We start from the raw sequence: 23,980 nt of genomic DNA, 5'->3' as shown, positions 1-23,980 counted from the left end.
GCGCTCAGACGTCCAGCTGATAGGTCAGCGGCACGAAGCGGTAGCCGCCCTCGATCGTCTGGACGTAGCCGATGCCGGGGAACGGCATGTGATAGCCGATGAACGGCACCCGGTCGGCGGCGATCTTGTCGAAGATCTTCCGGCGCGTGGCGATCGCCGCCGCCTTGTCCATGTCGAAGCGCACTTCCCAGTCGGGCTTCTGCAGCGAGGCGACGAAATGGTTGGCGGTGTCGGCGGTCAGCCAGAGCGTCTGGTCGCCCGAGGTGACGGTGAAGACGAGATGGCCCGGCGAATGACCGAAGGCCTCATGGGCGACGATGCCCGGCACGACCTCCGCGCCCTCGCCGACGAAGGTGATCTTGTACTTCAGCGGCACGACATTCTTGGCGACGAGCTCGGCATTGCCGGCGCGGGCGCCACTCTTGGCCTCGTCCGAGGTCCAGAAGTCGTACTCCACCTGTCCGGCGACATAGCGGGCATTGGCAAAGGCCGGGCCGTCCTCGCCCATCAGCCCGCCGATGTGATCGCCGTGCATGTGGGTCAACACCACGATGTCGATGTCCTCGGGCGCGTAGCCGGCGTCGGCCATGCGTTCGGCCAATTGCCCCATGCCGTTCTCGCGGCCGCCGGGACCAAAGCCCGTATCGAACAGGACCCGCTGCTCCGCGATCTCGACGATGACGGGGATGAAGCCGTTGGCGAAGCGCGTCTCCGGCAGGAGATTGTCGCGCATCAGTTCGGCGACGGTCTCGGCGCTCTGGTTCTCGCCGAAGGTCGGGTGCGGGCCGTCGCCGGGCCGGATGCCGTCGAGCACCATGGTCACGCGCGCCTCGCCGATCATCACGCTGCGCCAGCCGGGCGTCTGCGGCAGCGGCGAGGGCGTGGGAGCGGGAACCTCGGCCGCCGCAGGCGCCGTCGTGCTCTGGGCCTGGGCAAGGGTCGGAAACAGAAGGCCGGCGGCGGCCGTCCCGACGGCCAGCTTCATGGCGCCGCGTCGGTTCAGATCGCCTGAATCCTGCGTAACAACGGGATCGGTCATCGGGAACTCCTGGGTTGTGGCGCGTGACGGGCCTGGCCGCACCGTCACCGGGTGACACCGTGCCGTCAAACGCAAAGGGTTGCGAAAGGAAGTCGCACGTAGCGGCAGGTGTGCCGCGCTCGGCGATCGGCAAGCCGGGAACACGGGGAAGTGAGGCCCCGGCATTTCCAACCACCGGAAAAGGTTCTATCTCCCGGATAACCCCCGACTTCGTCAGCCGGGCTTAGCAAATCCCTCCTGCCGAATTCGGTTCCCTTGAAACGCATCGTGCCCATCGTGCTCGCCGTCGCCCTGTTCATGGAGAACATGGATTCGACGGTCATCGCCACCTCGCTCGCCACCATCGCGCGCGATATCGGCACCAGCCCGATCGCGCTGAAGCTCGCGCTGACGAGCTACTATGTGGCGCTGGCGGTGTTCATCCCGATTTCCGGGCGCATGGCCGACCGGTTCGGCGCCAAGACGGTGTTCCGCCTGGCCATCGGCGTCTTCGTCCTCGGCTCGCTCGCTTGTGCGCTGGCCCATTCGCTGGAGGCCTTCGTCGCGGCCCGCTTCCTGCAGGGCATGGGCGGCGCGATGATGACGCCGGTCGGACGGCTCCTGCTGGTGCGGGCGGTGCCGAAATCGGACCTCGTCTCGGCCATGGCCTGGTTCACCATTCCCGCCCTCATCGGCCCCCTCGTCGGGCCGCCGATCGGCGGCGCCATCGCCACCTATGCCGACTGGCGCTGGATCTTCATCATCAACCTGCCGATCGGCATCGCCGGCATTCTCCTGGCGACGAAGTTTTTGCCCTTCGTCGAGAAGATCCCGGGCATCACCTTCGACTGGAAGGGGTTCGGTCTGTCCGGCCTCGCCTGCGCCGGCGTGGTGTTCGGGCTGTCCGTGGTGTCGCTGCCGGCGCTGCCGCCGGTGTTCGGCCTCGCCATGGTCGTCGTCGGCGCGGTCGCGGCCTTCGCCTATATCCGGCACGCCGCCCGCCACGAGCGGCCGGTGGTCGAACTCAGGCTGCTGCGGATCGAAACCCTTCGCGCCGCCATCGTCGGCGGGGCGATCTTCCGCGTCGGCTCCGGCGCCGTGCCCTTCCTCTTCCCGCTGATGCTGCAGCTCGGCTTCGGCTACACGCCGCTGGAATCGGGCATCATCAGCGCCGTCTCGATCGGCGGCGCGATGATGATGAAGTTCCTGGCGCGGCCGATCCTGCGCCGCTTCGGCTTCCGCGCCACGCTGATCGGCACCGGCCTTCTCGGCGGCTTCCTGATGGGGACGATCGCCTTCTATCGGCCGGAGACGCCGATCGCGGTGCTGGTGGTGCTGCTCTTGATCGGCGGCTTCTTCCGGTCGCTGTTCTTCACCTCGATCAACACGCTGGCCTTTGCCGACGTGCCGTCCAACCGGGCCGGCGACGCGACCTCGATGCTCGCCGCCTTCCAGCAGGTGTCGGTCGCCACCGGCGTCGCCATGGCGGGCGGCATCCTCGAAATCGGCATGGTGCTCGGCGGGACCGACCTGCCGACCCTCGCCGACTTCTCGGCGGCCTTCCTCATCGTCGGCGTCGTCACGATGCTCGCGGCTCTGGCTTTCATCCGCCTGCCCCGCCTGGCGGGCGCGGAAGTCTCCGGCCAGCGTGTTCCGGCGGAGTAGGCGAACAGAACTTCGCGCGACACATCAAGGATCCCTCATGGTGAGCTTGTCGAACCACGAGGGATCCCGCACGGCGCGTCCATGGCGTGCCGGCCCTCGCCCTTCGACAGGCTCAGGGTGAGGGCGAGAGGGTGGAGAGGGCGAGAGCCAGTAGAAGGGCGAGAGCCAGGAGGAAAGCGAGAGGGCGGCGACGTCAGCATCGTTTCGCCAGAAACCGCTTCCGTCAGCCGAGCGGCGACACGTCTTCGTCCTCGACGACTTCCTCGCGACGACCCTTGAAACCCTTGGCCAGGAGGTAGAGCTCGACGGAATCCTCGCGGCTGGCCGGCGGCTTGACGTGGTGGACGCTGGTGAAGTGGCGCTTCAGCATGGCGAGCAGCTCGTTCTCGGTGCCGCCCTGGAACGTCTTGGTCAGGAAATGCCCGCCCGGCTTCAGCACGCGGATGGCGAAGTCCGCCGCGACCTCGCAGAGATACATGGTCTTCAAATGGTCGGTGCGGCGGTGGCCGGTGGTCGGCGCGGCCATGTCGGAAAGGACGATGTCCGGCGCGCCGTCGAGCGAATCCAGGAGCATCTGCGGCGCGCTCTCGTCGAGGAAGTCGAGCAGCAGCAGCGTCGCGCCGGGGATCGGATCGACCGGCAGGTAGTCGATCGCCGCAATGCGCGATTCCGCCGTCACCGAGGCGCAGCGCTCGACCGCGACCTGCGTCCAGCCACCGGGCGCGGCGCCCAGATCGACGACGCGCATGCCGCGCTTCAGGATCTTGTAGCGGTCGTCGATCTCCGAGAGCTTGTAGGCGGCGCGCGAGCGATAGCCGTCGGCCTTCGACCGCCGGACATAGGGGTCGTTGAGATGGCGTTCGAGCCAGGCCCGCGAGGAGGCCTTCAGCTTGCCCTTCTTGACGCGAACGGTCAGGCCGCGGTCGTCGCCTCTGCCGCCGGTCACAGGGCCCGGCCCGCGTCTGTCATACCCATCGTCATGCCATTGCCTTCTGGCGCAGGGGCGCGCCTTTGCGCCAGACCCCGTCGGCGACCATCATTTCGGTGAGCAGGCCCTCGCGCAGGCCGCGATCGGCGACGCGCAGGCGCTGCGACGGCCAGACCCGGCGAATCGCCTCGAGAATGGCGCAGCCCGCCAGCACAAGATCGGCACGGTCGCTGCCGATGCAAGGGTTGGCGACGCGTTCCTCGAAACTCCAGCCGGCGATGCGCGCCACCAGCTCGGTGACATCGGCATCATCGAGCCAGAGTCCGTCGACCTGGCGGCGGTCGTAGCGCTCGAGCCCGAGATGCACGCCGGCGAGCGTCGTCACCGTGCCGGAGGTGCCGAGCAGGTGGAAATTGTCGCCGCCGACCAGCTCGTCCAGCGCATGCCTTCCAGCGAACCCTTCGATGCCCTCGATCACCTCGCCGATCATCGTCTCGAACAGGGCCGCCGAGACGTCGCGCCCGCCATGGCGCTCGGCCAGGGAGACGACGCCGACCGGCAGCGAGGTCCAGGCGACGATATGGCTCGACAGCCGGCGGGAATAGCCGCCCCGCAGATCGAGCAAAGCGATCTCCGACGAACCGCCGCCGATGTCGAACAGAACGGCGCCCTTGGCCGAGCGGTCGACCAGCGAGCCGCAGCCGGAAACGGCCAGCCGCGCCTCGGATTCGCGGCTGACGATCTCCAGCACGAGACCGGTTTCGCGCGCGACGCGCTCGATGAACTCCTCGCCATTGGCCGCGGCGCGGCAGGCCTCGGTCGCGATGAGGCGCGCGCCGGCCACCTGACGGGCCGCGAGCTTCTGGCTGCAGATCGCGAGAGCCCCGATGGCGCGGTCCATGGCCGGGCCGGCGAGCCGACCGGTCCGCCCGAGTCCCTCGCCCAGCCGGACGATGCGCGAGAAGGCGTCGATGACCCGGAACTGACCGGGCCGCGTCGGCACCGCGACGAGCAAGCGGCAATTGTTGGTGCCGAGATCGAGCGCGGCATAGACGGGCGGCCGCGGTGCATCGCCGGCCGGCTCGCTCGGCGGCAAATCCTGGATTCGCGCGGGGCCGAAAGACGCGGCCTTGGGCAGAGAGTCCGGCGTCGACCGCGCGGGCACGGCGGGCTTCGGAGCACCGGCCGCCATTCCGCCGTCGCCGCCAACGCCCGGCTTGCGTCGCCGACGGCGCGGCGGCTTGCCGACCGTTCCGGTCCGCTCGACGGACGGCAAAGCTTCGCCGGTCGCCGGCTCGCTCGGGCTGGCGGCCTTGCGACGACGGCGCCGCTGCCGTTTCGTCAGCGCCGACGTTTCGCCTGCCTTGCCCGTGGATGGCTTTGCCTGCCGGGCGCCCTCGGTCCGCGTCGCCGCGTCACCGCGCGCCGCCGGCTCCTGAGTCGCTTCATCCCCTTCGGCCGCCATGAAGCGGTCGAATCCCGCTTCCTGCGGGATCATGGTCGATGGCGGATGCAGTCTCCCTTGACGTTCATCGATACTCACTATTTCTCTCCGGCGCCGAACGGCCGTGGAGGCTGGCTCTTGCGCCTTGGTTCCGTGGTTGGAACAAGTGTATCAAGAAGGTCGCCGGACGCACAAGGGCAGCAATGCCGCCTTCGGGGCTTTCACCCCGCCCCCGAGAGGCGAGACGCACCGCGAATTCCATCGCCGAACCAGTTCTTTCCGGGGCGAAGGCGACGCCGGACCTTCGCCGCCGCCCCTCCCCTCGGACCCGTAATGGCGGGGATCACGGCCCTTCGCAGATGGGCGCCCGCTCGGTCGGGATCTGGCCGACTTCGGCGCCGTAGGCGCGCAGCCCGTGTCCGTCCAGAAGGACCACACGATAGCAGGGATTGCCGCCCGTCCACCAGGGATCACGGGCCTCGAGGTCGGTGATGAAGCGGTGCGAACAGGCCTGGCCGGAGGAGTAGGCGATGCCCTCGGCGCTGGTGCCGGACAGCGGCACATGAATATGGCCGAACAGGATGTGGCGAATGCCGGGCCGGTGGGCGCTGAGGCGCTTCATGATCTCCCCGTCGTCATGCATGCCGATCGCCTCGAAATGCCCGATCCCAGAATCGATCGGCGGATGGTGGATGAACACGGTCACCGGCAGGTCGCCGGCATTGGCCAGGGCCCCTTCGAGCCAGGCTAGGCGATCCGCGCCGTAGATGCCGCCGATGACGCCGTGCTCGTGGCTGTCGAGAAACAGCAGCCGCCCGAAAGCCGTATCCAGGACGGATTGGACATAGCCACGCTCATCGCGCGGATGGTCAGGGAAGGCCTCGACGAAGGCCGGCCGGTCGTCATGGTTACCGAGGAGCAGCCGCACCGCGAAGGGGACAGGCGCCAGGATCTCGCGCAGCAGCGCATAGGCTTCGGGGTCGCCGTAATTGCAGAGGTCTCCGGTGACGACCAGGAGGTCGGCGTCGGCATGCTTTTCCAGGATGTCCGCCACGGCGGCGCGCAGCTGGGCTTCCGGGTCGACGCCGTTCACGACCACGCCCGGTGGCATCAGATGGGTGTCGGTGAGCTGGATGATCTTCATGGGTCTTCTCCGGGCAAAGAAAAAGCTGCGGAAGCGAGGCTCCCGCAGCTGTCTCGAAAGGCGGTCTCAGTTCATTTCATCAGGGCGTTGGTCTGCTCGACGATCTGCTTGAGGCCTTCCTCGGGTGTCACCTCGCCGCGCATGACGGTGCCGATGATGTCGCGCTGGGTGCGCCAGATGCGGACGGAATCACCGCCGGGATAGCCGGCCCAGGGCATCGAACGATCGGCCTGGAGCGACGCGGTCTTCACGTTCGGATGCTCGGCATAATAGGGCTCGAGAAAGTCCGGGCCCGTCGCCAGCTGGTTCGTCGGGAGGTAGCCGGTGATGCGCACGATGGTGTTCTGCGCCTCGGGGCCGGTCACCCACTTCAGGTACTTCCACGCCGCGTCCTGCCGGGCCTTGTCCTGCGTCAGGATCACGGCCGAGTTGCCGCCGGTCGGCACGCCGCCCTTTTCGGCATTGTCGAGCGGGAAGGTCGCGGTCTTCAGCTCGAAGCGTTCGCCGACCAGGCCTTCGATCGTCTGCACATGCGCCGGGGTCGAGAAGATGAAGCCGGTCAGGCCCGCGCCGAACTGCTGGCGCGACTGGTCCCAGTCGAGCAGCGTCTGGCCGCCCTCGGTGACGAACTGGCGCGTCATCTTCAGCGCGTTGAGACCGATCTCGTTATCGAAGGCGACGGTCTTCGTCGCGGGGTCGACGAGCGTGCCGCCCTGTTCGAAGATCAGCGCCTGCCACAGCCAGTCGTCCGGCCAGCCGTTGATGTCATAGCCCATGCCGGCGATCTTCGGGTCGAGCGCATGGATCTTGGCGGCCAGTTCGATCAGGCCGGGAAAGGTCTTCGGCATGTTGTCGGGATCGCCGCCGGCCTTCGTCACCAGCTCCGAATTGATGTAGATGATCGGCGAGGAGGCGTTGACGGGCAGGCCGTACTGCTTGCCGTCGATCTGACCGAGGGCGGCCATCTTCGGGCTGTAGTTCTTGTCGAGGAAGGTCTTGCCGCCTTCGGCCTCGATGAACGGGCCGAGATCGGTGATCTGCTGGCGCGGCAGGAGCGTGTGCACGAGTTCGGCCGTCAGATTGTAGCCGGAGAAGTAGACGTCGGGCAGGTTGCCGGTGACGGCGGCGCGCAGCACCTGCTGCTGGCCTTCGTTGTAGCCGGGGGCCGGGGCGAGGAAGTTGATCTTGATGCCCGGGTTGTTCTTCATGAATTCGTCAGCCAGCGGCTGATGGAATTTCGTGAAGCCCGGCAGGTTGTAGAGAACCTCGAGCGTCACGTCCTCGGCCGCGAAGGCGGGCCGGCCGAGGCCGGCAAGGGTGAGGCCGATGGCCAGACCGCTGAGTGCGGTCCGTCGGGTGATGGTCATGGCAGTCTCCAGCTTGGTGTCGGGTGGGGAGGACGAGACGGCCGGTGTCACTTGACGCCGGCCATGGTGATGCCCGCGATGAAGTGGCGGCGGGCAAGGAGGAAGCAGATCACCATCGGGGCGGTGATGATGGCGGCGCCGGCCATCAGGGCGCCGTAGTTGGCGCCGGATTCGACGTCTGCGAAAAGCAGCATGCCGAGCGGCGGCGGCGCGAGTTGCGTGTCGGTGACGACGATCATCGGCCAGTAGAGATCGTTCCAGTGGGCCACCAGCGAGAAGATCGCGAAGGCGGCAAGCGAGGGCAGCGAGCCGCGCAGCACCAGTCCCCAGCAGATCTCCATCTCCGAGAACCCATCCATCCGCGCCGCCTCGATGACCTCGTCGGGATAGCCGCGGAACGACTGGTGGAAGAGGAAGATGGCGAAGACCGACAGGAAGAACGGCGCCATCATCGCGAAGTAGGTGTTGAGGAGGTCTGCCTTGGCCAGCCCGACGAAGAGCGGCAAGGCTAGGGCCTGCATCGGCACGCAGAGGGCAGCGATCACCAGCGTCAGCAGCAGCCGCTTGCCGGGAAAGCGCAGCTTGGCCAAGGCGTAGGCGGCCGGAACCGCAGTGAGGACCTGGACGACCAGAATGCCGGTGCAGACGATCACCCCGTTCAGCATGAAGCGGGCCATCGGCACCTCGCCGACAGCGCGGGCATAGTTTTCGACGGCGGCAAAGCTCTTCGGGATCGGCCAAAGCGAGACGTCGAAGATTTCCGCCGGCGAGCGGATCGAGGTCAGCGCCATCCAGTAGAAGGGCAGGAGCATCACGAAGGCGCCGAGCGCCAGGAAGAGATGCGGCAGGTATCGTCGGAGCGCCACCATCAGTAGTGCACCTTGCGGTCGAGATAGAGCGTCTGCCCGATCGAGAGGATCAGCACGAAGGCGAGGAAGACGAGCGTCAGCGCCGCGGCGTAGCCGGTGTTCGAATACTCGAAGCCCTCGAGATAGAGGTCGAAGAGCAGGGTCTCCGAGCCGAAGCGGCCCTTGGTCAGCACCGCCACCGTCTCGAACACCTTGAAGGCGGAGATCGAGGTGGTGACGACCACGAACATCGTGGTGGGCCCGAGCATCGGCCAGGTCACCGTGAGGAAGCGGTCGATCGGGCTCTTCGCGCCATCCAGCCGCGCGGCTTCGTGCAGATCCCGGGGGATGGCGGTGAGCCCGGCCAGGAACAGCACCATGTTGAAGCCGAGGATCTGCCAGACGCCGATCATCGCCATGGTCGGAATGAGGAGGGCGGGGTTTGACAGAAAAGCCACCGGCTCGTAGCCGAACGCCTTGATCGCGGCGTTCACCGGCCCGAGCGCGGGATGCAGCAGGAACTGCCAGACCGTCGCCATCGCGACGAGCGTTGCGGTGACGGGCAGGAAGTAGGCCACCTCCCAGAAGGCCCGGCTGCGCTTTCGGCCATAGACGAGGAGCGCGATGCCGAGCGCCAGGAAGACGCCGGCGGGAATGACGATGGCCGCATAGAGGAAGGTGTTGCCGAGCGAGCGCAGGAAGACCGCGTCGCCGAAGGCATTGCCGAAATTGTCGAGCCCGACGAAGCGGGTCGACAGCGCGCCGAGCTGGTAGTCGGTCACCGCGAAGCCGGCGAGCACGACCATCGGCACGATGTAGATGGCCAGAAGGAGAAGGCTGGCGGGCGCGGCGAACAAAAGGCCGCGGCGCGCCATCCGGCGCGCGGCGGACGATTTTTGCGAAACGGCGGGGGCCACCCCTGTCGGCGCGGAGACGGCGAGGCTCATGCAGCCACCCGATCCGACACCACGGTCCTGCAACGCACGCCGTCGGCACCGAAGAGATGGGCACGGTCCCGGGCGAAGCCGAGATGCAACAGGCCGTCGGCATCCGCGCCGATCGGCTCGCCCGTCTTCTGCCGCATGACGATCCGCACGGCCGCGTCGTCGAGGAGCTGGCAGGTGACGAAGCGGTCGGGGCCCTGGGTCTCTGTGCGCAGGACACGGGCGGCGAGCCCCACCGGCGCCGGCGCGACATCCTCGGCCCGAAGCCCGACGGTCGCGGGTCCGGCGAGGCTGCCAGTCGAGGCGAGGCCGATGTCCCGGCCGAAGACGGACACCATGCCGGAGGCGGCGATCTCGGCCGGCAGGAGGTTGATCGACGGCGTGCCGATGAAACCCGCCACCATCAGCGTCGCCGGACGCTGGTAGAGTTCGTCCGGCGTTCCCAGCTGCTCGATGCGCCCCGCCGACATCAGCGCGATGCGGTCGGACATGGTCATCGCCTCGACCTGGTCGTGAGTGACGTAGACGAAGGTCGCGCCGAGGCGGCGGTGCAGGCTCGTCAATTCCTCGCGCATGTGGGTGCGCAGCTTGGCATCGAGGTTGGACAAGGGCTCGTCCATCAGGAACGCGGCGGGCGAGCGAACGAGGGCGCGGGCGAGCGCGACGCGCTGGCGCTGGCCGCCGGACAGCTGCGCCGGCTTGCGATCGAGCAGATGGCCGATCTCCAGGGCATCGGCCGCGCGCGCGACCTCCGCCTGGATCTCGGCGAGGCGACCGGCGCGTCCCGGGATCGTCCGGCCCACCAGCGGCAGCCGCTCGGCGAGCGACAGGCGGCGCATGCGGAGCGGCGTCGCGATGTTCTGGCCGACGGTCATATGCGGATAGAGCGCGTAGGACTGGAACACCATGGCGAGGTTGCGGTCGCTCGGATCGGTCCCCGTCACGTCCTCGCCGCCGATCGAGACGCGGCCGCGGTCGGGCGCCTCCAGGCCGGCGATGATGCGCAAGAGGGTGGACTTGCCGCAGCCGGACATGCCGACCAGCGACAGAAACTCGCCGGGCTCGACGGCGAGATCGATATCCTTGAGGACATCGCCGTCGCCGAAGCCTTTGCCGATTCCCGACAGCTGAATGGATTGTGGCGTCATTTAGCACTCCGTTTCGGGGGTGCTATGCCGCGGTGCGATGACAGTATGACGACAGTACGAATATGCGCCTCGCCGCCGGGCCTCCTGCCCTGGCGGTGCGCTCAGTGGCCCAAAGTGGCCGCCGAACGCACGGCATGACCGACCCCGGCGGACGGCGCCGGACCCCGTCCACATCGGCACGCCCCGCGCCGGCGCGGCGGCGTCCGATTTCCGCCGGGCGAGGCCTCAGCCAGGTCCGGGAGAGCGGCGACGGGCGGGCGGGAGCCTATCGGAGTGAAGCACGCGGTGGGCTAAGCGCCCTGCCCGGCTGAGGCGGTGGGGCGCGGGCGATCCGCAGGAGGGCGGACCGGAACGTCGGGCGAGACCTGGCGACAATCGCGCCGGCGCCTCGCGGGCCTTTCGCCGCTAGGCCAGGCGGTAGAACCGCTCCGCGTTGCCGCCAAAGATCTTCGCCATCCCCTCAGGACCGAAATGCCGGCCGAGCAGAGCGCGGGCGGCATGGCCGACCTCGCCATAGGAGGCGGCCAGCGTCGCCACCGGCCAGTCGCTGCCGAACATCAGACGGTCCTCGCCGAAGGCGGTCGCGACATGATCGACGAAGGGCGCGAGGTCCGCGAGCGCCCAGTTCGGCCCAGCTTCGGTGACCATGCCGGAGACCTTGCACGAAACACCGGGGAAGGCGGCGATGGCCGTCATGTGGTCGCGCCAAGGATCCAGCGTGCCGTCGGCGATTGCGGGCTTCGACAGGTGGTCGACGACCGCGCGTAGGCCGGGGATCGCCTTCAGCGCCTCGATCACGTGCGGCAGGTGACGCGGGAAGGTGAGGATGTCGAAGGCGAGGCCCGATTCCGCCACCAGAGCGAGGTGGCGCAGCACGCGCGGCCTGAGGATCCAGGCGTCGTCGTCGAGGTCCTGCAGCATCGGGCGCAGGCCGACGAACCAGGGATTCTCCTGGAACTGCGCCAGCCGCTCCGGGAAGCCGTCGTCGTCCATATCGAGCCAGCCGACGACGCCGGCGACGAAGTCGGTCTCGGCGGCAAGGCCGAGCAGGAACTCGGTCTCCGCCTCGGTCTCGGCCGCCTGGACCAGAACGGTGCGGTCGATACCGGCCCGCGCCAGCAGCGGGCGCAGATCCTCCGGCAGGAAGTCCCGCCGCAGCGGCTCCACATGCGGCCCCATCCAGCCATAATCGCCGCGGTCGATCTTCCAGAAATGCTGGTGGCTGTCGATCGTCACGCCGGTGATCGGCTGGCTGGAACTCTTGAGCATGCAAGACCTCGCGAAAGAGGAGAAAGGATGTCAGCCGAGCGCCGGGATCTGCCCGTCGCTCTCGAGCCTTTCCCACAGGGCCTCGGGGATCGGCTGCTCGAACCAGGCGACGTTCTGCTGCACCTGCGCCGCCGTCTTGGCGCCGATGACGACGTTGGTCACCGCGGGATGGCGCAGCGGATACTGGATTGCTGCGGCCGGCAAGGCGACGCCAAAATCGCGGCAGACGGCTTCGAGGCGCTCGACCCGGGCGAGCACCTCGGCCGGCGCGTCGACATAGTTGAACTTCTTGCGGCCGGACGAGGAGGCGAGGATGCCGGAATTGAAGACGCCGCCGATGACGAGGTCGACATCCCGCTTCAGCGCCAGCGGCAGAAAGGTTTCGGCGGCATCGCCGTCGAGCAGGGTGTAGCGGCCGGCGAGCAGGCAGATGTCGAGATCGGCCTCGCCCATCGCGTCGCGGATCACCTGCCACTCGTTGACGCCGAGGCCGAAGCCGGCGATCAGGCCCGCCGCCTTCAGTTCCTGCAGCGCCTTGAAGCCGCCGCCCTTGGTCAGGGCCGCCCAGTGATGGTCGTGCAGCTCGCCATGGGTGACGCGGCCGATGTCGTGCACGAATAGGACGTCCAGCCGGCCGAGCCCGGTGCGCTGGCAGGAATCATCGTAGGAGCGCAGGATCGCGTCGTAGGAATAGTCGAACACTTCGCGAAAGGGCAGGCCGTTGTGCCAGCCGGAGTCGAACTCGTTCTTTGGCGGTTCGGGCGGCAAGGTGCGGCCCGGCCGGTCGAAGCTCATCAGCCGGCCGACCTTGGTCGACAGGCAAAAGCTGTCGCGATCGGCCTCGCGCAGGAGTTCGCCGACCAGATGCTCGGAACGGCCGAGACCATACATCGGCGCGGCGTCGAAGTGGCGGATGCCGGCGTCCCAGGCGGCCTGCAGGGCGGCGCGTGCGTCTGCCAGCGGCACCGGCGCGTAGAGCCCGCCGAGCGGCGCCGTGCCCATGCCGAGCAGGGTCAGTTCGATGTCGGCGCGCTTCAGGCGCTTCTTGTCGGATGCCTTCATGGCCATGGCCTTTCGGTTCGGGTCGCGGGCGAGTCTTGTGGCATGTGACGCCTGGCGGCGCCCCGCCGGCCGCGCTAGCGCGACTGGTCGAGAAGCTCGAGATATTCCGCGCGCGTCGGAATGCGCGGGTTCGTTCCGTGGCAATGATCCTTCAGCGCCTCGCCGGAAATATGTTCGCGCATGGCCGCAGTCACGCCCATGGCGTCGAGGCCGGAGGGCATGCCGATGTCGCGCGACAGGTCGGCGACGACCTGGTCCGGCTCGCCGCCGAGGATCTCCGCCATGACGGCCCACTTGTCGCCGATCACCGGACGGTTGAAGCGCAGCACGGCCGGGGTCAGCACCGCGTTCAGCGTGCCGTGGTGCAGGTTGAGTTCGCGGATCGCGCCGAGCGGATGAGTCAGCGCGTGCACGGCGCCGAGCCCCTTCTGGAAGGCCATGGCGCCTTCCAGCGCGCACATCATCATCTCCCAGCGCGCTTTGCGGTCGCTGCCGTCCTTCACCGCCTGCCGGATGGCGCCGATGCCGCGCTTCAGCCCGTCGAGGGCAATGGCGTCGGCCGGCGGGTTGATCGCCGGGGCCATGTAGGTCTCGAGGCAGTGCGACAGGGCGTCCATGCCGGTGGCGGCCGTCAAAAAGGGCGGCAGGCCGTAGGTCAGCTCGGGATCGCACAGCGCCACCGAGGGCAGCATGTGCGGGCTGATGATGCCGAGCTTGCGCCCCTCCGCGGTGATGATCACCGCGGCGCGGCCGACCTCGGAGCCGGTGCCGGAAGTCGTCGGCACTGCCACCAGCGGGCAGATGCGGCCGTGGATCTTGGCGACGCCGCCCTCGACCAGGGTGTACTGGGCGAGCGGGCCCTCGTGGCCGGTCAGGAGCCGGACCGCCTTGGCAAGGTCCAGCGACGAGCCGCCGCCGAAGCCGACGATGCCGTCGCAGTTCTCCGCGCCGTAGAGCGCAAAAGCGGCATGGACGGCTTCCTCGGTCGGGTTGGCGGGGGTGTCGGAAAAGATCGCCGGCCGCTCGGCAAACAGGCCGGCGACGCGCTCGACCATGCCGCTCGCCAGAAGCCCGCGATCGGTCACCAGCAGCGGCCGCTTCACGCCGAGACCGTCGAGGATCGCCGGCAGCTTCGCGATGGCGCCCTCGTCGAATTCGATGCGGGTCAGGTAGGTGATCAGGGCCATGAGGGGCGCGCCTTCGGATGAATGTCTGTTTCAGGATGCCGATCCCCCTTCGCAGCGTCCCGATGCCGCGTCGATCGATCGGCGGTGTCACGCCGAGCGCCGCCCGAGACCCGGAGGGCACCCGATCGCGGGGGCGGCTCGCCGCCAACGGATCGTCTCGCTTTCACCCCGCGCTCCCAGGCGATTCTCCCGGCTTCGGCGCGGCCGGCTGCGTCCTCCATCCGGCTGTCTGTTGGTATCGGATTGCCGCTTGCGCCGTCAACCGATATATGAGTTATGAGTCCGATGCAGAGCGGCGATTTACCCCTCTCTGAGAAACGACGGACGAACCCCATGATTGCCGAGGCCGACATCCCGCGGCTGCTGCGAGTCTCGGTCGAGAGACCCGTGCCGAAGGCGGAACAGATATATGACCTGCTGCGGCAGGCCATCGTCCGGCTCCGCATGGTCCCGGGCGCGGTGATTTCTGAAAAGGCGCTGTGCCTCGAATACGGCGTTTCCCGTACGCCGGTGCGCGAGGCGCTGAAGCGGCTGGCCGACGAGGATCTCGTCGACGTGTTCCCGCATTCCGGCACTTATGTCTCCAAGATCTCCTTCGAGGTGGCGGAAGAAGGCTTCGTCATCCGCCGGGCGCTGGAGATCGAAAGCATCCGCCGCGCCGTGCGCTTCGTCACCGACGACGACATCGCCCGGCTCGACCACTTGATCGCCGGCATGCATGACATTCTCAATCGCGGCGCGCTGCACGAATACATCGAGGTCGACGATGCCTTTCATGCCGCCATCGCCGGCATCAGCCGCTATCCCCGGATCTGGAAGTTCATCAACCTGGCGAAGGCGCATCTGGATCGCATGCGCCAGCTTTCGGCGCCGTTGCCGGGGCATCTGGCCGAGGTGACGGAACAGCACACGGCCATCGTGCGGGCGCTCGAGCGGCGCAATGCCGGCCAGGCCGAACTCGCCATGACGATCCATCTGGAAGCCTCGTTTGCGGTGATGTCGGCAATGGACGGGGATGGCGAATATTTCAAACGGAAAGACGCGTGATGCCCCTGCCCTTCCCGCCCCCTCGCCCGCTCATTCCAGCGGCGCCTGGCGCGAGGACGCTGGGCGAGACCGACGGTGACGTCGCGCCGAGCGGGTCGGCGCCGTGATCTGAAGAGCGACGCGATGGACGCGAAGACGCAGGAGATGCGCGCCGTCCGAGGGAGGAGACCGACATGAGCGAACTGAAATCGAGCTATGACGTGGTCATCATCGGCGCCGGCGTCGGTGGCGGGGCGCTGGCCAACAGCCTGGCGGCGCCCGGGCGCGAGATCCTGATGATCGAGCGCGGCCCGCGCCTTCCCCGCGAGCCCGACAACTGGAGCGTCGACGCCGTCTTCCACAAGCGCAAATATGCGGCGAAGGAGCAGTGGCGCGACAAGAACGGCGACCTGTTCAGCCCCGGCACCTATTACTATGTCGGCGGCAACTCGAAGTTCTTCGGCGCCGCCACGGTGCGCTTCCGCCAGGAGGATTTTTCCGACCTGCAGCACGAAGCCGGCATCGCCCCGGCCTGGCCGGTCTCCTACGCCGTGTTCGAGCCCTATTACGCCCGCGCCGAAAGGCTGATGGGCACCCACGGCAGGGCCGGCATGGATCCGATCGAGCCGCCGCGCTCCGGCCCGATGCCGTTCCCCGCCATCGGTCACGAGCCGGAGATCGCCTTCTTCGAGACAAAGCTGCGCGAGCGCGGTCTCCACCCCTTCCCGCTGCCGATCGCCATCGACTACCACGACGGCGGCACCTGCGCCCGCTGCGCGACCTGCGACGGCTTCGCCTGCAAGATCGGCGCGAAGGGCGATGCGGAAGTGCGGCTGATCAATCCGGCGCTGGCCAAGGGCGGCGTGACCCTGATCACCGACACTTATGTTCGCCGGCTTATCACCGATCCCTCCGGCCGGACCGTCACCGGCGCCGAGATCGAGCACGAGGGCGCGGTGAAGACGATCTCGGCGAAGATCTTCGTCTCCTCCGCGGGCGCGATCAATTCCTCGGCGCTGCTCCTGCGCTCGTCCAACGCCCGGCATCCGCGCGGCCTCGGCAACAGCGCGTCCGACCAGCTCGGTCGCAACTACATGGCGCACAACAACACGGCGATGATGGCGATCTCGCCGTTCAAGAAGAACCGCGTCGTCTTCCAGAAATCGATGGCGATCAACGACTACTACCTCGCCAACAAGGAGCGGCCGTATCCGCTCGGCAACGTCCAGGGGCTCGGCAAGCTGCAGGCCGGAATGCTGACCGCCAGCGTCAAATGGGCGCCGGAGCGCATGATGGCGCTGTTCGCCGAACGCTCGGTCGACTGGTGGATCATGTCGGAAGACCTGCCCGACCCGCAGAACCGCGTCAGCGTCGACCCGGACGGCAAGATCCGCCTGACCTATACCGAGAACAACCTCAAATCGCACGGCGAGCTGGTGAAGCTCTGGTCGAAGACCATGCGCCAGCTCGGCTATCCCCTGATCATCACCCAGAAGATGGACATCAAGGTCTCCATGCACCAGTGCGGCACGGCGCGCTTCGGCAACGACCCGTCGACCTCGGTTCTGGATACCGACTGCAAGGTCTGGGACATCGACAATCTCTATGTCGTCGACGCCTCTTTCCTGCCCTCCTCGACCGCATTCAACCCGTCGCTGACCATCGTGGCGCAGGCGATGCGCACCGGAGAGCGCATCCTGAAGCAGCTCGGCGAGACCGTCATGCCCGTCCGCCTGCCGGACCCAGTCGCCGCCTAACGCCCTGCGGAGCCGACAACCCCACTGAGACCGTTTCATTTCCGGGAGGATGAAGACCCATGGCCGAGAAGCGCGACTACGCACGCCTGTTCGATCTCACCGGCCGCAAGGCCATCGTCACCGGCGGCTCGCGCGGCATCGGCCGGGCGCTGTCGGAGGCGCTCGCCGCCCAAGGCGCCGATGTCTGCATCGTCGTGCGCTCGTCGCTGGCGCTCGCCGAGGAGCTCGCCACCCAGCTGAACGCGGAAGGTGGCGACAGCTTTGCCCTGCAGGCGGATGTGTCGAAGCCCGAGGACGCCGCGCGGCTCGCCGCCGCGGTCGAGTCCCGCTGGGGCCGGGCGGACATTCTCGTCAACAATGCCGGCATCATCCATCCCGGCCCCGCGGACGATTTTCCCCTCGATCTCTGGCGCGACACGATGAGCGTCAATGTCGAGGGCGTTCTCCTGATGTCGCAGGCGATCGGCAGGATGATGATCCGGCAGAAGTCGGGCTCGATCGTCAATGTCGGCTCGATGTCCGGCCTCATCGTCAACTGGCCGTTCCGCCACGCCGCCTACAACGTCTCGAAGGCCGCCGTGCACATGCTGACGAAATGCCTCGCCACCGAATGGGCCGAGCACGGCATCCGCGTCAACGCGCTGGCGCCGGGCTACATCCTGACCGAGCTGACGGAAGAGGTGCTGCGCGAGCACCCCGACGTCGTCGCCAACCACTGGGCCAAGGGCGCGGTGATGGACCGCATCGGCACGGTGGACGAGCTCGCCGGCGCGGTGGTGTATCTGGCCAGCGACGCCGCCTCCTTCACCACCGGCGAGATCCACACGGTGGACGGCGGCCTGACGCTGCGCTGACCCTTGCGCGGCCCGGCGCGCTTCCGCCTGCCGAAGGGAGCAGGCGCCGATCCGGCCTTTGACCTCCGGCTGAGCGGCGCCCGAGCGATTCATGGAAAGACTCAGTCGCTGTCGCCGGCCACCCAGGCTATCCCAGAAATCGGCGGAAGCGCTGCAACGAGATCGCGCAGAGCGCGATGCCGATGACCAGCAGGGCCACGAGCTGCGGCCAGACCACGGCGAGGCCGGCGCCGCGAAAGAGGACGGCCTGCGCCAGCATGACGAAATGGGTGTTCGGCGCGGCGTACATGATGGCCTGGATGATCTCGGGCATGTTCTCGCGCGGCGTCACTCCGCCCGACAGCAGCTGCAGCGGCATGAGCACCATCATGACCAGCAAAGCGAATTGCGGCATGGCGCCTGCCACCGTCGCCAGGAACAGCCCGAGGCAGGTCATGGCGAAGATGTCGAGGGCCGCACCGGTCATGAACAGGACCAGAGATCCGTTCGTCGGCACCGCCAGCAAGCCTTTCACCACGAAGATCATCGACAGCCCCGACGCCAGCAGCACGACCAGCCCCATCGACCACAGCTTGGCGGTCATGATCTCGAAGGCCGTCACCGGCATTACCAGCAAGTGCTCGATCGTCCCGTGCTCGCGCTCGCGGATCAGCGCGGCACCGGTCAGGATGACCGACAGCATGGTGATCGCTTCGATCAGTTCATTGATCGAGCCGAACCATCCCATGTTCAGTTCCGGGTTGAAGCGCGCGCGAACATCGATCTCGACCGGGAGCCGGGTCTGCTGCCGATGGTGGGCGAGGAATTCGTCGATCTCCCCGGAAACGATCGCCTGGACATAGCCGCCGCCGGAAAAGGCCTGGGACATGCGCGTGGCGTCGATATTCAGCTGGATCGTCGGAGACAGGCCGGAGAGCAGGTCCCGCTGAAAGTTCGGCGGGATGTCGAGCGCGAAGGTATCGAGGCCCGCGTCCATGCGGCTGTCCATCTCGGCCTGCGAGATGAGCTGCGGCGGAACGAAATGCGGCGGGTAGAACGCGCTCACGATGCGGGAGGAGACGGGCGACTGATCCTCGTCGACGATGGCGATTGGAGCGCGGTTCAGCACTTCGGGCACCGCCTTTGCGCCCGTGTAGACCTGCACCGAAAAGGAGAAGACGATCAGGAAGAGCAGCGCCGTATTCCGCAGCAAGCCGCGCAGTTCCTTGACGCCGAGGTAGACGATATGGGCGAGCCGCATCAGCGCGCCTGCTTGCGCAGGAGGGTGGCGCTGAGGCCGATCAGAACCAGGATGGCGATCACAAGCGGCACGAACGCGCCGGACAGGTCGGCGAAGCCGAGGGCCTTGGAAAACACCCCGCGCGCGATCGTCATGAAGTAGGTCGTCGGGTAGATCGCGCCGATCCACGCGCCCGCCCCCTGCAGGGACGACACCGGGTCGATCATTCCCGAATATTGCGACGCGGGGATCATCGTGATGAGGACGGTGCCGAAGATCGCGGCGATCTGGCTCCGCATGAAGGTCGACAGGAAAAGTCCCATCGCCGTCGCCACGACGACATAGAGGATCGCCGCCGCCATATAGGTCGCGATGCTGCCGGTGAAGGGAATATGGAAAACGAAGACGGCGAAACCGGTCAGCAGCAGGAAGTTCGCCATGGCCAGCACCACGTAGGGGATCTGCTTGCCGAGCAGGAATTCGAGCCGCGTCACCGGCGTGACGAAGAAATTGATGATCGACCCCAGTTCCTTTTCCCGCACCACGCTGAGGACCGCCAGCATGGCCGGGATCATCAGGAGCAGCATCGGGATCACGGCGGGGACGATGGCGACGAGACTGCGCACATCGGGATTGTAGCGATAGCGGACTTCCAGCTGGAAATCGCTTCGGCCGGCGGCGCCGCGATCCAGTTCCCTCGCCTTCTGCGCGAGCCAGGCTCTGTGCATGCCCTCGACATAGCCTTTGGCCGTCTCCGCGCGGGTCGGCATGGCGCCGTCGATCCAGGCACCGATGGTGGCGTCGCGGCCGCGCGACACGTCGCGGCCAAATCCCGCCGGAATCTCCAGCGCCAGGCTGATGTCCCCGCGCTCCATTCGCCGGTCCATGTCGCCGTAGCCGTTCAGCGGCGACTGTTCGGTGAAGTAGCGCGATCCCGAAAGCTGAAGCGCGTAGTCGCGGCTGATGGTGGTGTCGTCGTTGTCGAGGACGGCGAAGGAAAGGTTCTCGACATCCATGTTGATGCCGAAGCCGATCACGAACATCAAAACGAGGCTGCCGACCGTGGCGAGCGTCGCGCGGATGGGATCGCGCAAGAGTTCGAGACCTTCGCGTCTGGTATAGGCGAACATGCGGCGAGCGTCGAAGAACCGGTTGCCGCCGGGCCGCGTGCGCAGACCTTCGCCGGCAGGGATCGCGGCTTCCGGCTGTTGCGTTGCCGAGCTCTGTCCCTGTCCCGCCGCCGCACCGTCCAGGTAGTCGATGAACGCGGCCTCGAGCGTCGGGGCGGCGCGGCTCGCGATGATCGCCGCGGGTGTATCGCTGATCAGAACGCGCCCGGCATGCATCAGCGATATCCGGTCGCAGCGTGCGGCCTCCTGCATGAAGTGGGTCGATACGAAGATCGTGACGTTGTCGCGGCGGGAGAGGTCGACGAGGATGCGCCAGAAGTTGTCGCGGGCGATGGGGTCGACGCCGGAGGTCGGTTCGTCAAGGATCAGGATATCGGGCGAGTGGATCATGGCGACCGCCAGGGACAGACGCTGGCGGATGCCGAGGGGCAGCGCGTCCGGCAAGCTGGCCATGTGGCTGACGAGGTCGAACTGCCGCGCCACGGCGTCGATCCTCGGCCCGATCTCGGCCGCCGCGAGGCCGAACAGTCGTGCATGCAGCCTGAGATTCTGTCGCACCGTGAGTTCGGTGTAGAGCGAAAACCCTTGTGACATGTAGCCGACACGGCGCCGGACATCGAGGTCGCGCGGATCGATCTCCTTGCCGAAGAGCCTGGCGTGCCCTTCGCTGGCGCCGAGAAGACCGGTCAGCATCTTCATCGTCGTCGTCTTGCCGCAGCCGTTGGAGCCGAGAAAGCCGAAGATCTCGCCGCGCAGGATGCGGAAGCTGACGTCATCGACGGCCGTGAAGTCGCCAAAGCGCTTTGTCAGGTTCTCTGCCTCGATGGCCACTTCCGCTCCGGCACCGGCCGGCCGAGGCGGGATGACGACCTTCTGGTAGTCGCCGCGCTTCTCGGCGGGCAACAATGCGATGAAGGCGGCGTCCAGGTCGGCCGTGCCCGTCTGCGCCAGTATGTCGGCAGGCCTGCCCGAGGCCAGCACCCGCCCGCCATCCATCGCGATCAGCCGATCGAAGCGCTCCGCTTCTTCCATGTCGGCCGTGGCGACGATAACGCTCATGCCCGGCCGGCCGTCGCGTATCCGATCCACCAGCTGCCAGAACTGCTGTCGTGACAGCGGATCGATCCCCGTCGTCGGCTCGTCGAGGATCAGGAGGTCCGGGTCGTGGATCAGCGCGCAGCAGAGCCCGAGCTTCTGCTTCATGCCGCCTGAAAGATTGACGGCCGGCCGCTTGGCGAAAGGCGTGAGGCCGGTGCTTTTCATCAGCGCGTCGATGCGGCGTCGTCGCTCCTCGCGACCATGGCCGAAAAGCCGCCCGAAGAAGTCGATGTTGTCGAAGACCGACAGCGCCGGGTACAGGTTCTTGCCCAACCCTTGCGGCATATAGGCGATGCGGGGGCAGACGCGGCGCCGGTGGGCCGCGTTCGCGATGTCGCCGCCCAGCACGTCGATGCGTCCGCGCTGGATCTTTCTCGCGCCGGCGATCAGCGACAGGAGGCTCGACTTGCCGACCCCGTCGGGGCCGATGAGGCCGACGATGCACCCGGAGGGGATATCGATCGTCACGGCGTCGAGCGCCGTCGTGCGACCGAAACTGAGGCCGACGCCGTGCAGCTTGGCGACCGTTCCCGCGGGCGCTCCAGGAGTCACTGGAGCAGTTTTCCCTGAAGCGCAGCAGGCCATTCGGCTTGCGGATCGAGCTTGATGTAAGCCGTCCCGGGAAGGCCGGTCTTGACCTGCTGGATGTACTTGCGCAGCAGCGCCGGCTCGATCCGCGCCTTGACGCGGAACATCAGCTTCTGCCGTTCCTCCTCCGTTTCCACCGTCTTGGGCGTGAACTGGGCGACATCGGCGACGAACGTCGCCTTCGCCGGAATGACGTATTGTGGCGCCGCATCGAGGACGAGCCGAACTTCGGTGCCGATCGCGACGCGCCCCGCCTGGGCGGTGGGCAGGAAGAACGTCATGTAGACGTCGCCGAGGTCGACGAGATTGAGCACTTTGCCACCGCTGGCCAGGACTTCGCCAGGCTCGGCCACGCGGTACTGCACCCGGCCGTCGCGCGGCGAGCGAAGGGTGGCGTCGTCGATTTCCGTGTCGATAACCTCGATCGCGGCCCGCGCCGCATCCGCCGCGGCTCCCGCGTCCACGACCTGCGCCCTGGCCACGCTGATCGCCGCCTCGGCAGCGGCAATCTGCGCCCCGGCCGCGGCCAAGGCAGCGGCGGCGCTTCGCTCGGCCGCGCGGTCGTTGTCGAGCACCTGCTGCGATATCGTGTTGTTGTCGGCGAGCTGCTCGGAGCGCCGCAGTCGCCGCTGGGCAACATCGAGTTCCGCTTCACGCTGGCTGACGACCGCTGCCGCTGCCGCCTTTTCGGCCTGTCGCTGCGTGATCAGGGAATGCGCCGTATCGATGGAAATGCTGGCCCGTTGCATCTGCGCTTCCGCCTGGCGACGCTCGGCCTGAAGTTGCGCCGTATCCATGCGCGCCAGGATGTCGCCGGCCTTGATCAGATCGCCCTCGCCGGCGGTGATCTCCTTGATCCGACCCGGGGATTTCGCCGAGATGTCGATTTCGACGGCCTCGATGCGACCATTGCCGGACGCGATGCCCTCCGGCAAAGCGCCGTCTTCGGCGTGTTGCCAGAAGTAATAGCCGCCGGAAGCCATCATCAGCAGAACACCGACAAGCAGCCAGGAACGCGCGCTCATGCCCACCCCGCCTTCCCGCCGCCCGGTCGTCCGGAGGACGGCAACAGCAACGCGCCATCCCGGACGGACGAAAGCGGCTTTTCTCCTCGCAGGGGGAGTGACATGGACAGCTATTCGATTCTTTCCGGAGTAACGGTCATGACATCGCTCTGCGCGATCGCCACGGCTTCTGCCGAAAAGTAACCCGACCCTGCAGGGGCAGCCTTGATCCGCATCAAGTCCTTGATCGCGCGGCAGCAGCTCTCAGGTCCGCGCCGAAGAGGTTTTGAGCGTCTGTTGCGGCTCGTCGACAGTCGTCTCAGGAGGGCGAGCGCCATCTCGACCTGGGGCTCGCACGGTCCTTGGCGCCGTAACGGACCGGAGTCAGCCTCGTTCGTGGCCGACCTGGCGCTGGCCGGGTTGATCCGCGTTGGCGGCCAAATCCGGACAGCGTGCCTTCACGGCACGCTGTCCGGAGGCGTCTCAGTCGCGAGAACCGCGCCGATCGTCCCGGTCCCCGCGCCGGTCGTCCCGGTCCCAACGACGCCCGTCCCGGCGATCGCGGCGGTCCCAGTCGGGACGGCGATCCCAGTGACGGTCCCGGTAGGCGCGCCGTTCGTCCCAGCGGTCCCAGTTGCCGCGATCGCGGTAGAAGGACCGGTCGCGGTAATTGTCGTCCCAGTAGCGGCCGAAGGAGTAGCCGATGATCGGCGCGCCGATGCGGCCGACGACCTCGGGTCCCGTATAGCGGCGCCCGACATCGACCACCGCGATATAGTTGGAGGACATCCATCCCCGGATTCCGCGGAAGCCCACGTCGCACCAGGAGCGCGTCTCGAGGCAGCCGAAGACGCGGACATCCTCTCCGCGCCGGACGACGTCGACGGCCGGGTACTGTGTCGAGGGGCCAGCCCGCAGGTTGACGTTGGTCGTTGCGATGGCTGTTGCCGCCTGCGCGGCACCCAGACCCAGGGTCGTGCCCGCCAGTGCCACCGCCGCCAACAGCGTGAATCTCGTGCGCATTCGATCGTCTCCGCAGTTCGTTTCAGAAAGCTCCTTAAGCCACATCGAATCTGAACGGTTCCCGAACGGGTCGAGCCGGGACGTCAAAGGGCAAGCCGGGCTCGTGACAGCGCTCCATCGTCAAGAGGGCCCCCAGGAAGTTGCAGCCGAATTCCCGGGCTTTCGTCCCGTCGACAACGCGCAGGATCGGGATGCCTGATCGAACGGCACCGGGCCCGATCGCTCGGGGTCGAGAAGCCTTGAGGCCGTTCCCGTCG

At 67.4% G+C, this 23,980-nt stretch carries 19 protein-coding genes; 4 read left to right on the top strand and 15 right to left on the bottom strand.

Annotated elements, in window-relative coordinates; all coding sequences use genetic code 11:
* Positions 1 to 4: 4 nt before the first annotated feature.
* Positions 5 to 1,039 (bottom strand): MBL fold metallo-hydrolase, encoded by a 1,035-nt coding sequence (locus tag IEX88_RS21225; RefSeq protein ID WP_244640416.1) that lies wholly within the window; start codon positions 1,037 to 1,039, stop codon positions 5 to 7.
* 255 nt (positions 1,040 to 1,294) lie between these two features.
* On the opposite strand from IEX88_RS21225, the gene IEX88_RS21220 reads away from it, so the two are divergent.
* Positions 1,295 to 2,683, top strand: a complete 1,389-nt coding sequence (locus IEX88_RS21220; protein WP_188854486.1) for an MFS transporter — start codon at positions 1,295 to 1,297, stop codon at positions 2,681 to 2,683.
* 223 nt (positions 2,684 to 2,906) lie between these two features.
* On the opposite strand, the gene IEX88_RS21215 is transcribed toward IEX88_RS21220, so the two are convergent.
* The 10 genes from IEX88_RS21215 to gbd all read right to left on the bottom strand — a co-directional run bounded on the left by IEX88_RS21215 (position 2,907) and on the right by gbd (position 14,024).
* The gene (locus IEX88_RS21215; protein ID WP_188854485.1) at positions 2,907 to 3,629 is read right to left on the bottom strand and encodes an RlmE family RNA methyltransferase; all 723 of its coding nucleotides are present in this window, start codon (positions 3,627 to 3,629) and stop codon (positions 2,907 to 2,909) included.
* Between the two features lie 31 nt (positions 3,630 to 3,660).
* A complete protein-coding gene (locus tag IEX88_RS21210; protein ID WP_373289642.1) occupies positions 3,661 to 5,109 on the bottom strand; it encodes a Ppx/GppA phosphatase family protein in 1,449 nt (482 codons plus the stop codon).
* A 289-nt stretch (positions 5,110 to 5,398) separates the two neighbouring features.
* Positions 5,399 to 6,199 (bottom strand): phosphodiesterase, encoded by an 801-nt coding sequence (locus IEX88_RS21205; RefSeq protein WP_188854484.1) that lies wholly within the window; start codon positions 6,197 to 6,199, stop codon positions 5,399 to 5,401.
* Positions 6,200 to 6,270: 71 nt separating this feature from the next.
* Complete coding sequence (locus IEX88_RS21200) at positions 6,271 to 7,566, bottom strand: ABC transporter substrate-binding protein (RefSeq protein ID WP_188854483.1); 1,296 nt, start codon at positions 7,564 to 7,566, stop codon at positions 6,271 to 6,273.
* Positions 7,567 to 7,613: 47 nt separating this feature from the next.
* On the bottom strand, positions 7,614 to 8,435 hold the full coding sequence (locus IEX88_RS21195) for a carbohydrate ABC transporter permease (protein ID WP_188854482.1): 822 nt from the start codon (positions 8,433 to 8,435) through the stop codon (positions 7,614 to 7,616).
* Entirely contained in the window at positions 8,435 to 9,361 is a 927-nt protein-coding gene (locus tag IEX88_RS21190; RefSeq protein WP_188854481.1) for a carbohydrate ABC transporter permease, read from the bottom strand. The genes IEX88_RS21195 and IEX88_RS21190 overlap by 1 nt, the downstream gene beginning before the upstream one ends.
* A complete protein-coding gene (locus IEX88_RS21185) occupies positions 9,358 to 10,506 on the bottom strand; it encodes an ABC transporter ATP-binding protein (RefSeq protein ID WP_188854480.1) in 1,149 nt (382 codons plus the stop codon). Before IEX88_RS21185 ends, IEX88_RS21190 begins: the two co-directional genes overlap by 4 nt.
* A gap of 405 nt (positions 10,507 to 10,911) precedes the next feature.
* Entirely contained in the window at positions 10,912 to 11,775 is an 864-nt protein-coding gene (locus IEX88_RS21180) for an amidohydrolase family protein (protein WP_188854479.1), read from the bottom strand.
* A gap of 30 nt (positions 11,776 to 11,805) precedes the next feature.
* The gene (locus tag IEX88_RS21175; RefSeq protein ID WP_188854478.1) at positions 11,806 to 12,843 is read right to left on the bottom strand and encodes an aldo/keto reductase; all 1,038 of its coding nucleotides are present in this window, start codon (positions 12,841 to 12,843) and stop codon (positions 11,806 to 11,808) included.
* Positions 12,844 to 12,911: 68 nt separating this feature from the next.
* Positions 12,912 to 14,024: a 4-hydroxybutyrate dehydrogenase gene (gene gbd, locus IEX88_RS21170; RefSeq protein WP_188854477.1), complete on the bottom strand. Its 1,113-nt coding sequence runs from the start codon at positions 14,022 to 14,024 to the stop codon at positions 12,912 to 12,914.
* A gap of 333 nt (positions 14,025 to 14,357) precedes the next feature.
* Between gbd and IEX88_RS21165 the strand changes: the two genes are divergently transcribed.
* The 3 genes from IEX88_RS21165 (at position 14,358) to IEX88_RS21155 (ending at position 17,661) form a co-directional block, all read left to right on the top strand.
* Complete coding sequence (locus IEX88_RS21165; protein WP_188854476.1) at positions 14,358 to 15,071, top strand: GntR family transcriptional regulator; 714 nt, start codon at positions 14,358 to 14,360, stop codon at positions 15,069 to 15,071.
* Between the two features lie 173 nt (positions 15,072 to 15,244).
* A complete protein-coding gene (locus tag IEX88_RS21160) occupies positions 15,245 to 16,807 on the top strand; it encodes a GMC family oxidoreductase (protein WP_188854475.1) in 1,563 nt (520 codons plus the stop codon).
* Positions 16,808 to 16,866: 59 nt separating this feature from the next.
* A complete protein-coding gene (locus tag IEX88_RS21155) occupies positions 16,867 to 17,661 on the top strand; it encodes an SDR family NAD(P)-dependent oxidoreductase (protein ID WP_188854474.1) in 795 nt (264 codons plus the stop codon).
* 127 nt (positions 17,662 to 17,788) lie between these two features.
* On the opposite strand, the gene IEX88_RS21150 is transcribed toward IEX88_RS21155, so the two are convergent.
* From IEX88_RS21150 to IEX88_RS21135, 4 genes are all read right to left on the bottom strand, one after another.
* Positions 17,789 to 18,901: an ABC transporter permease gene (locus IEX88_RS21150; protein WP_188854473.1), complete on the bottom strand. Its 1,113-nt coding sequence runs from the start codon at positions 18,899 to 18,901 to the stop codon at positions 17,789 to 17,791.
* Positions 18,901 to 21,693, bottom strand: a complete 2,793-nt coding sequence (gene rbbA / locus IEX88_RS21145) for a ribosome-associated ATPase/putative transporter RbbA (protein ID WP_188854472.1) — start codon at positions 21,691 to 21,693, stop codon at positions 18,901 to 18,903. Before rbbA ends, IEX88_RS21150 begins: the two co-directional genes overlap by 1 nt.
* Positions 21,657 to 22,721, bottom strand: coding sequence for an HlyD family secretion protein (locus IEX88_RS21140; RefSeq protein WP_188854471.1), 1,065 nt, complete (start codon positions 22,719 to 22,721; stop codon positions 21,657 to 21,659). Before IEX88_RS21140 ends, rbbA begins: the two co-directional genes overlap by 37 nt.
* 462 nt (positions 22,722 to 23,183) lie before the next feature.
* Positions 23,184 to 23,723, bottom strand: a complete 540-nt coding sequence (locus IEX88_RS21135; RefSeq protein ID WP_188854470.1) for an SH3 domain-containing protein — start codon at positions 23,721 to 23,723, stop codon at positions 23,184 to 23,186.
* Positions 23,724 to 23,980 lie beyond the last annotated feature (257 nt).

Origin of the sequence: Aureimonas glaciei, from assembly GCF_014643375.1 — a bacterium.
GTDB lineage: Bacteria > Pseudomonadota > Alphaproteobacteria > Rhizobiales > Rhizobiaceae > Plantimonas > Plantimonas glaciei.
Note: the sequence above shows the minus strand (reverse complement) of the source record. Positions and strands in the feature narration are given on the sequence as shown.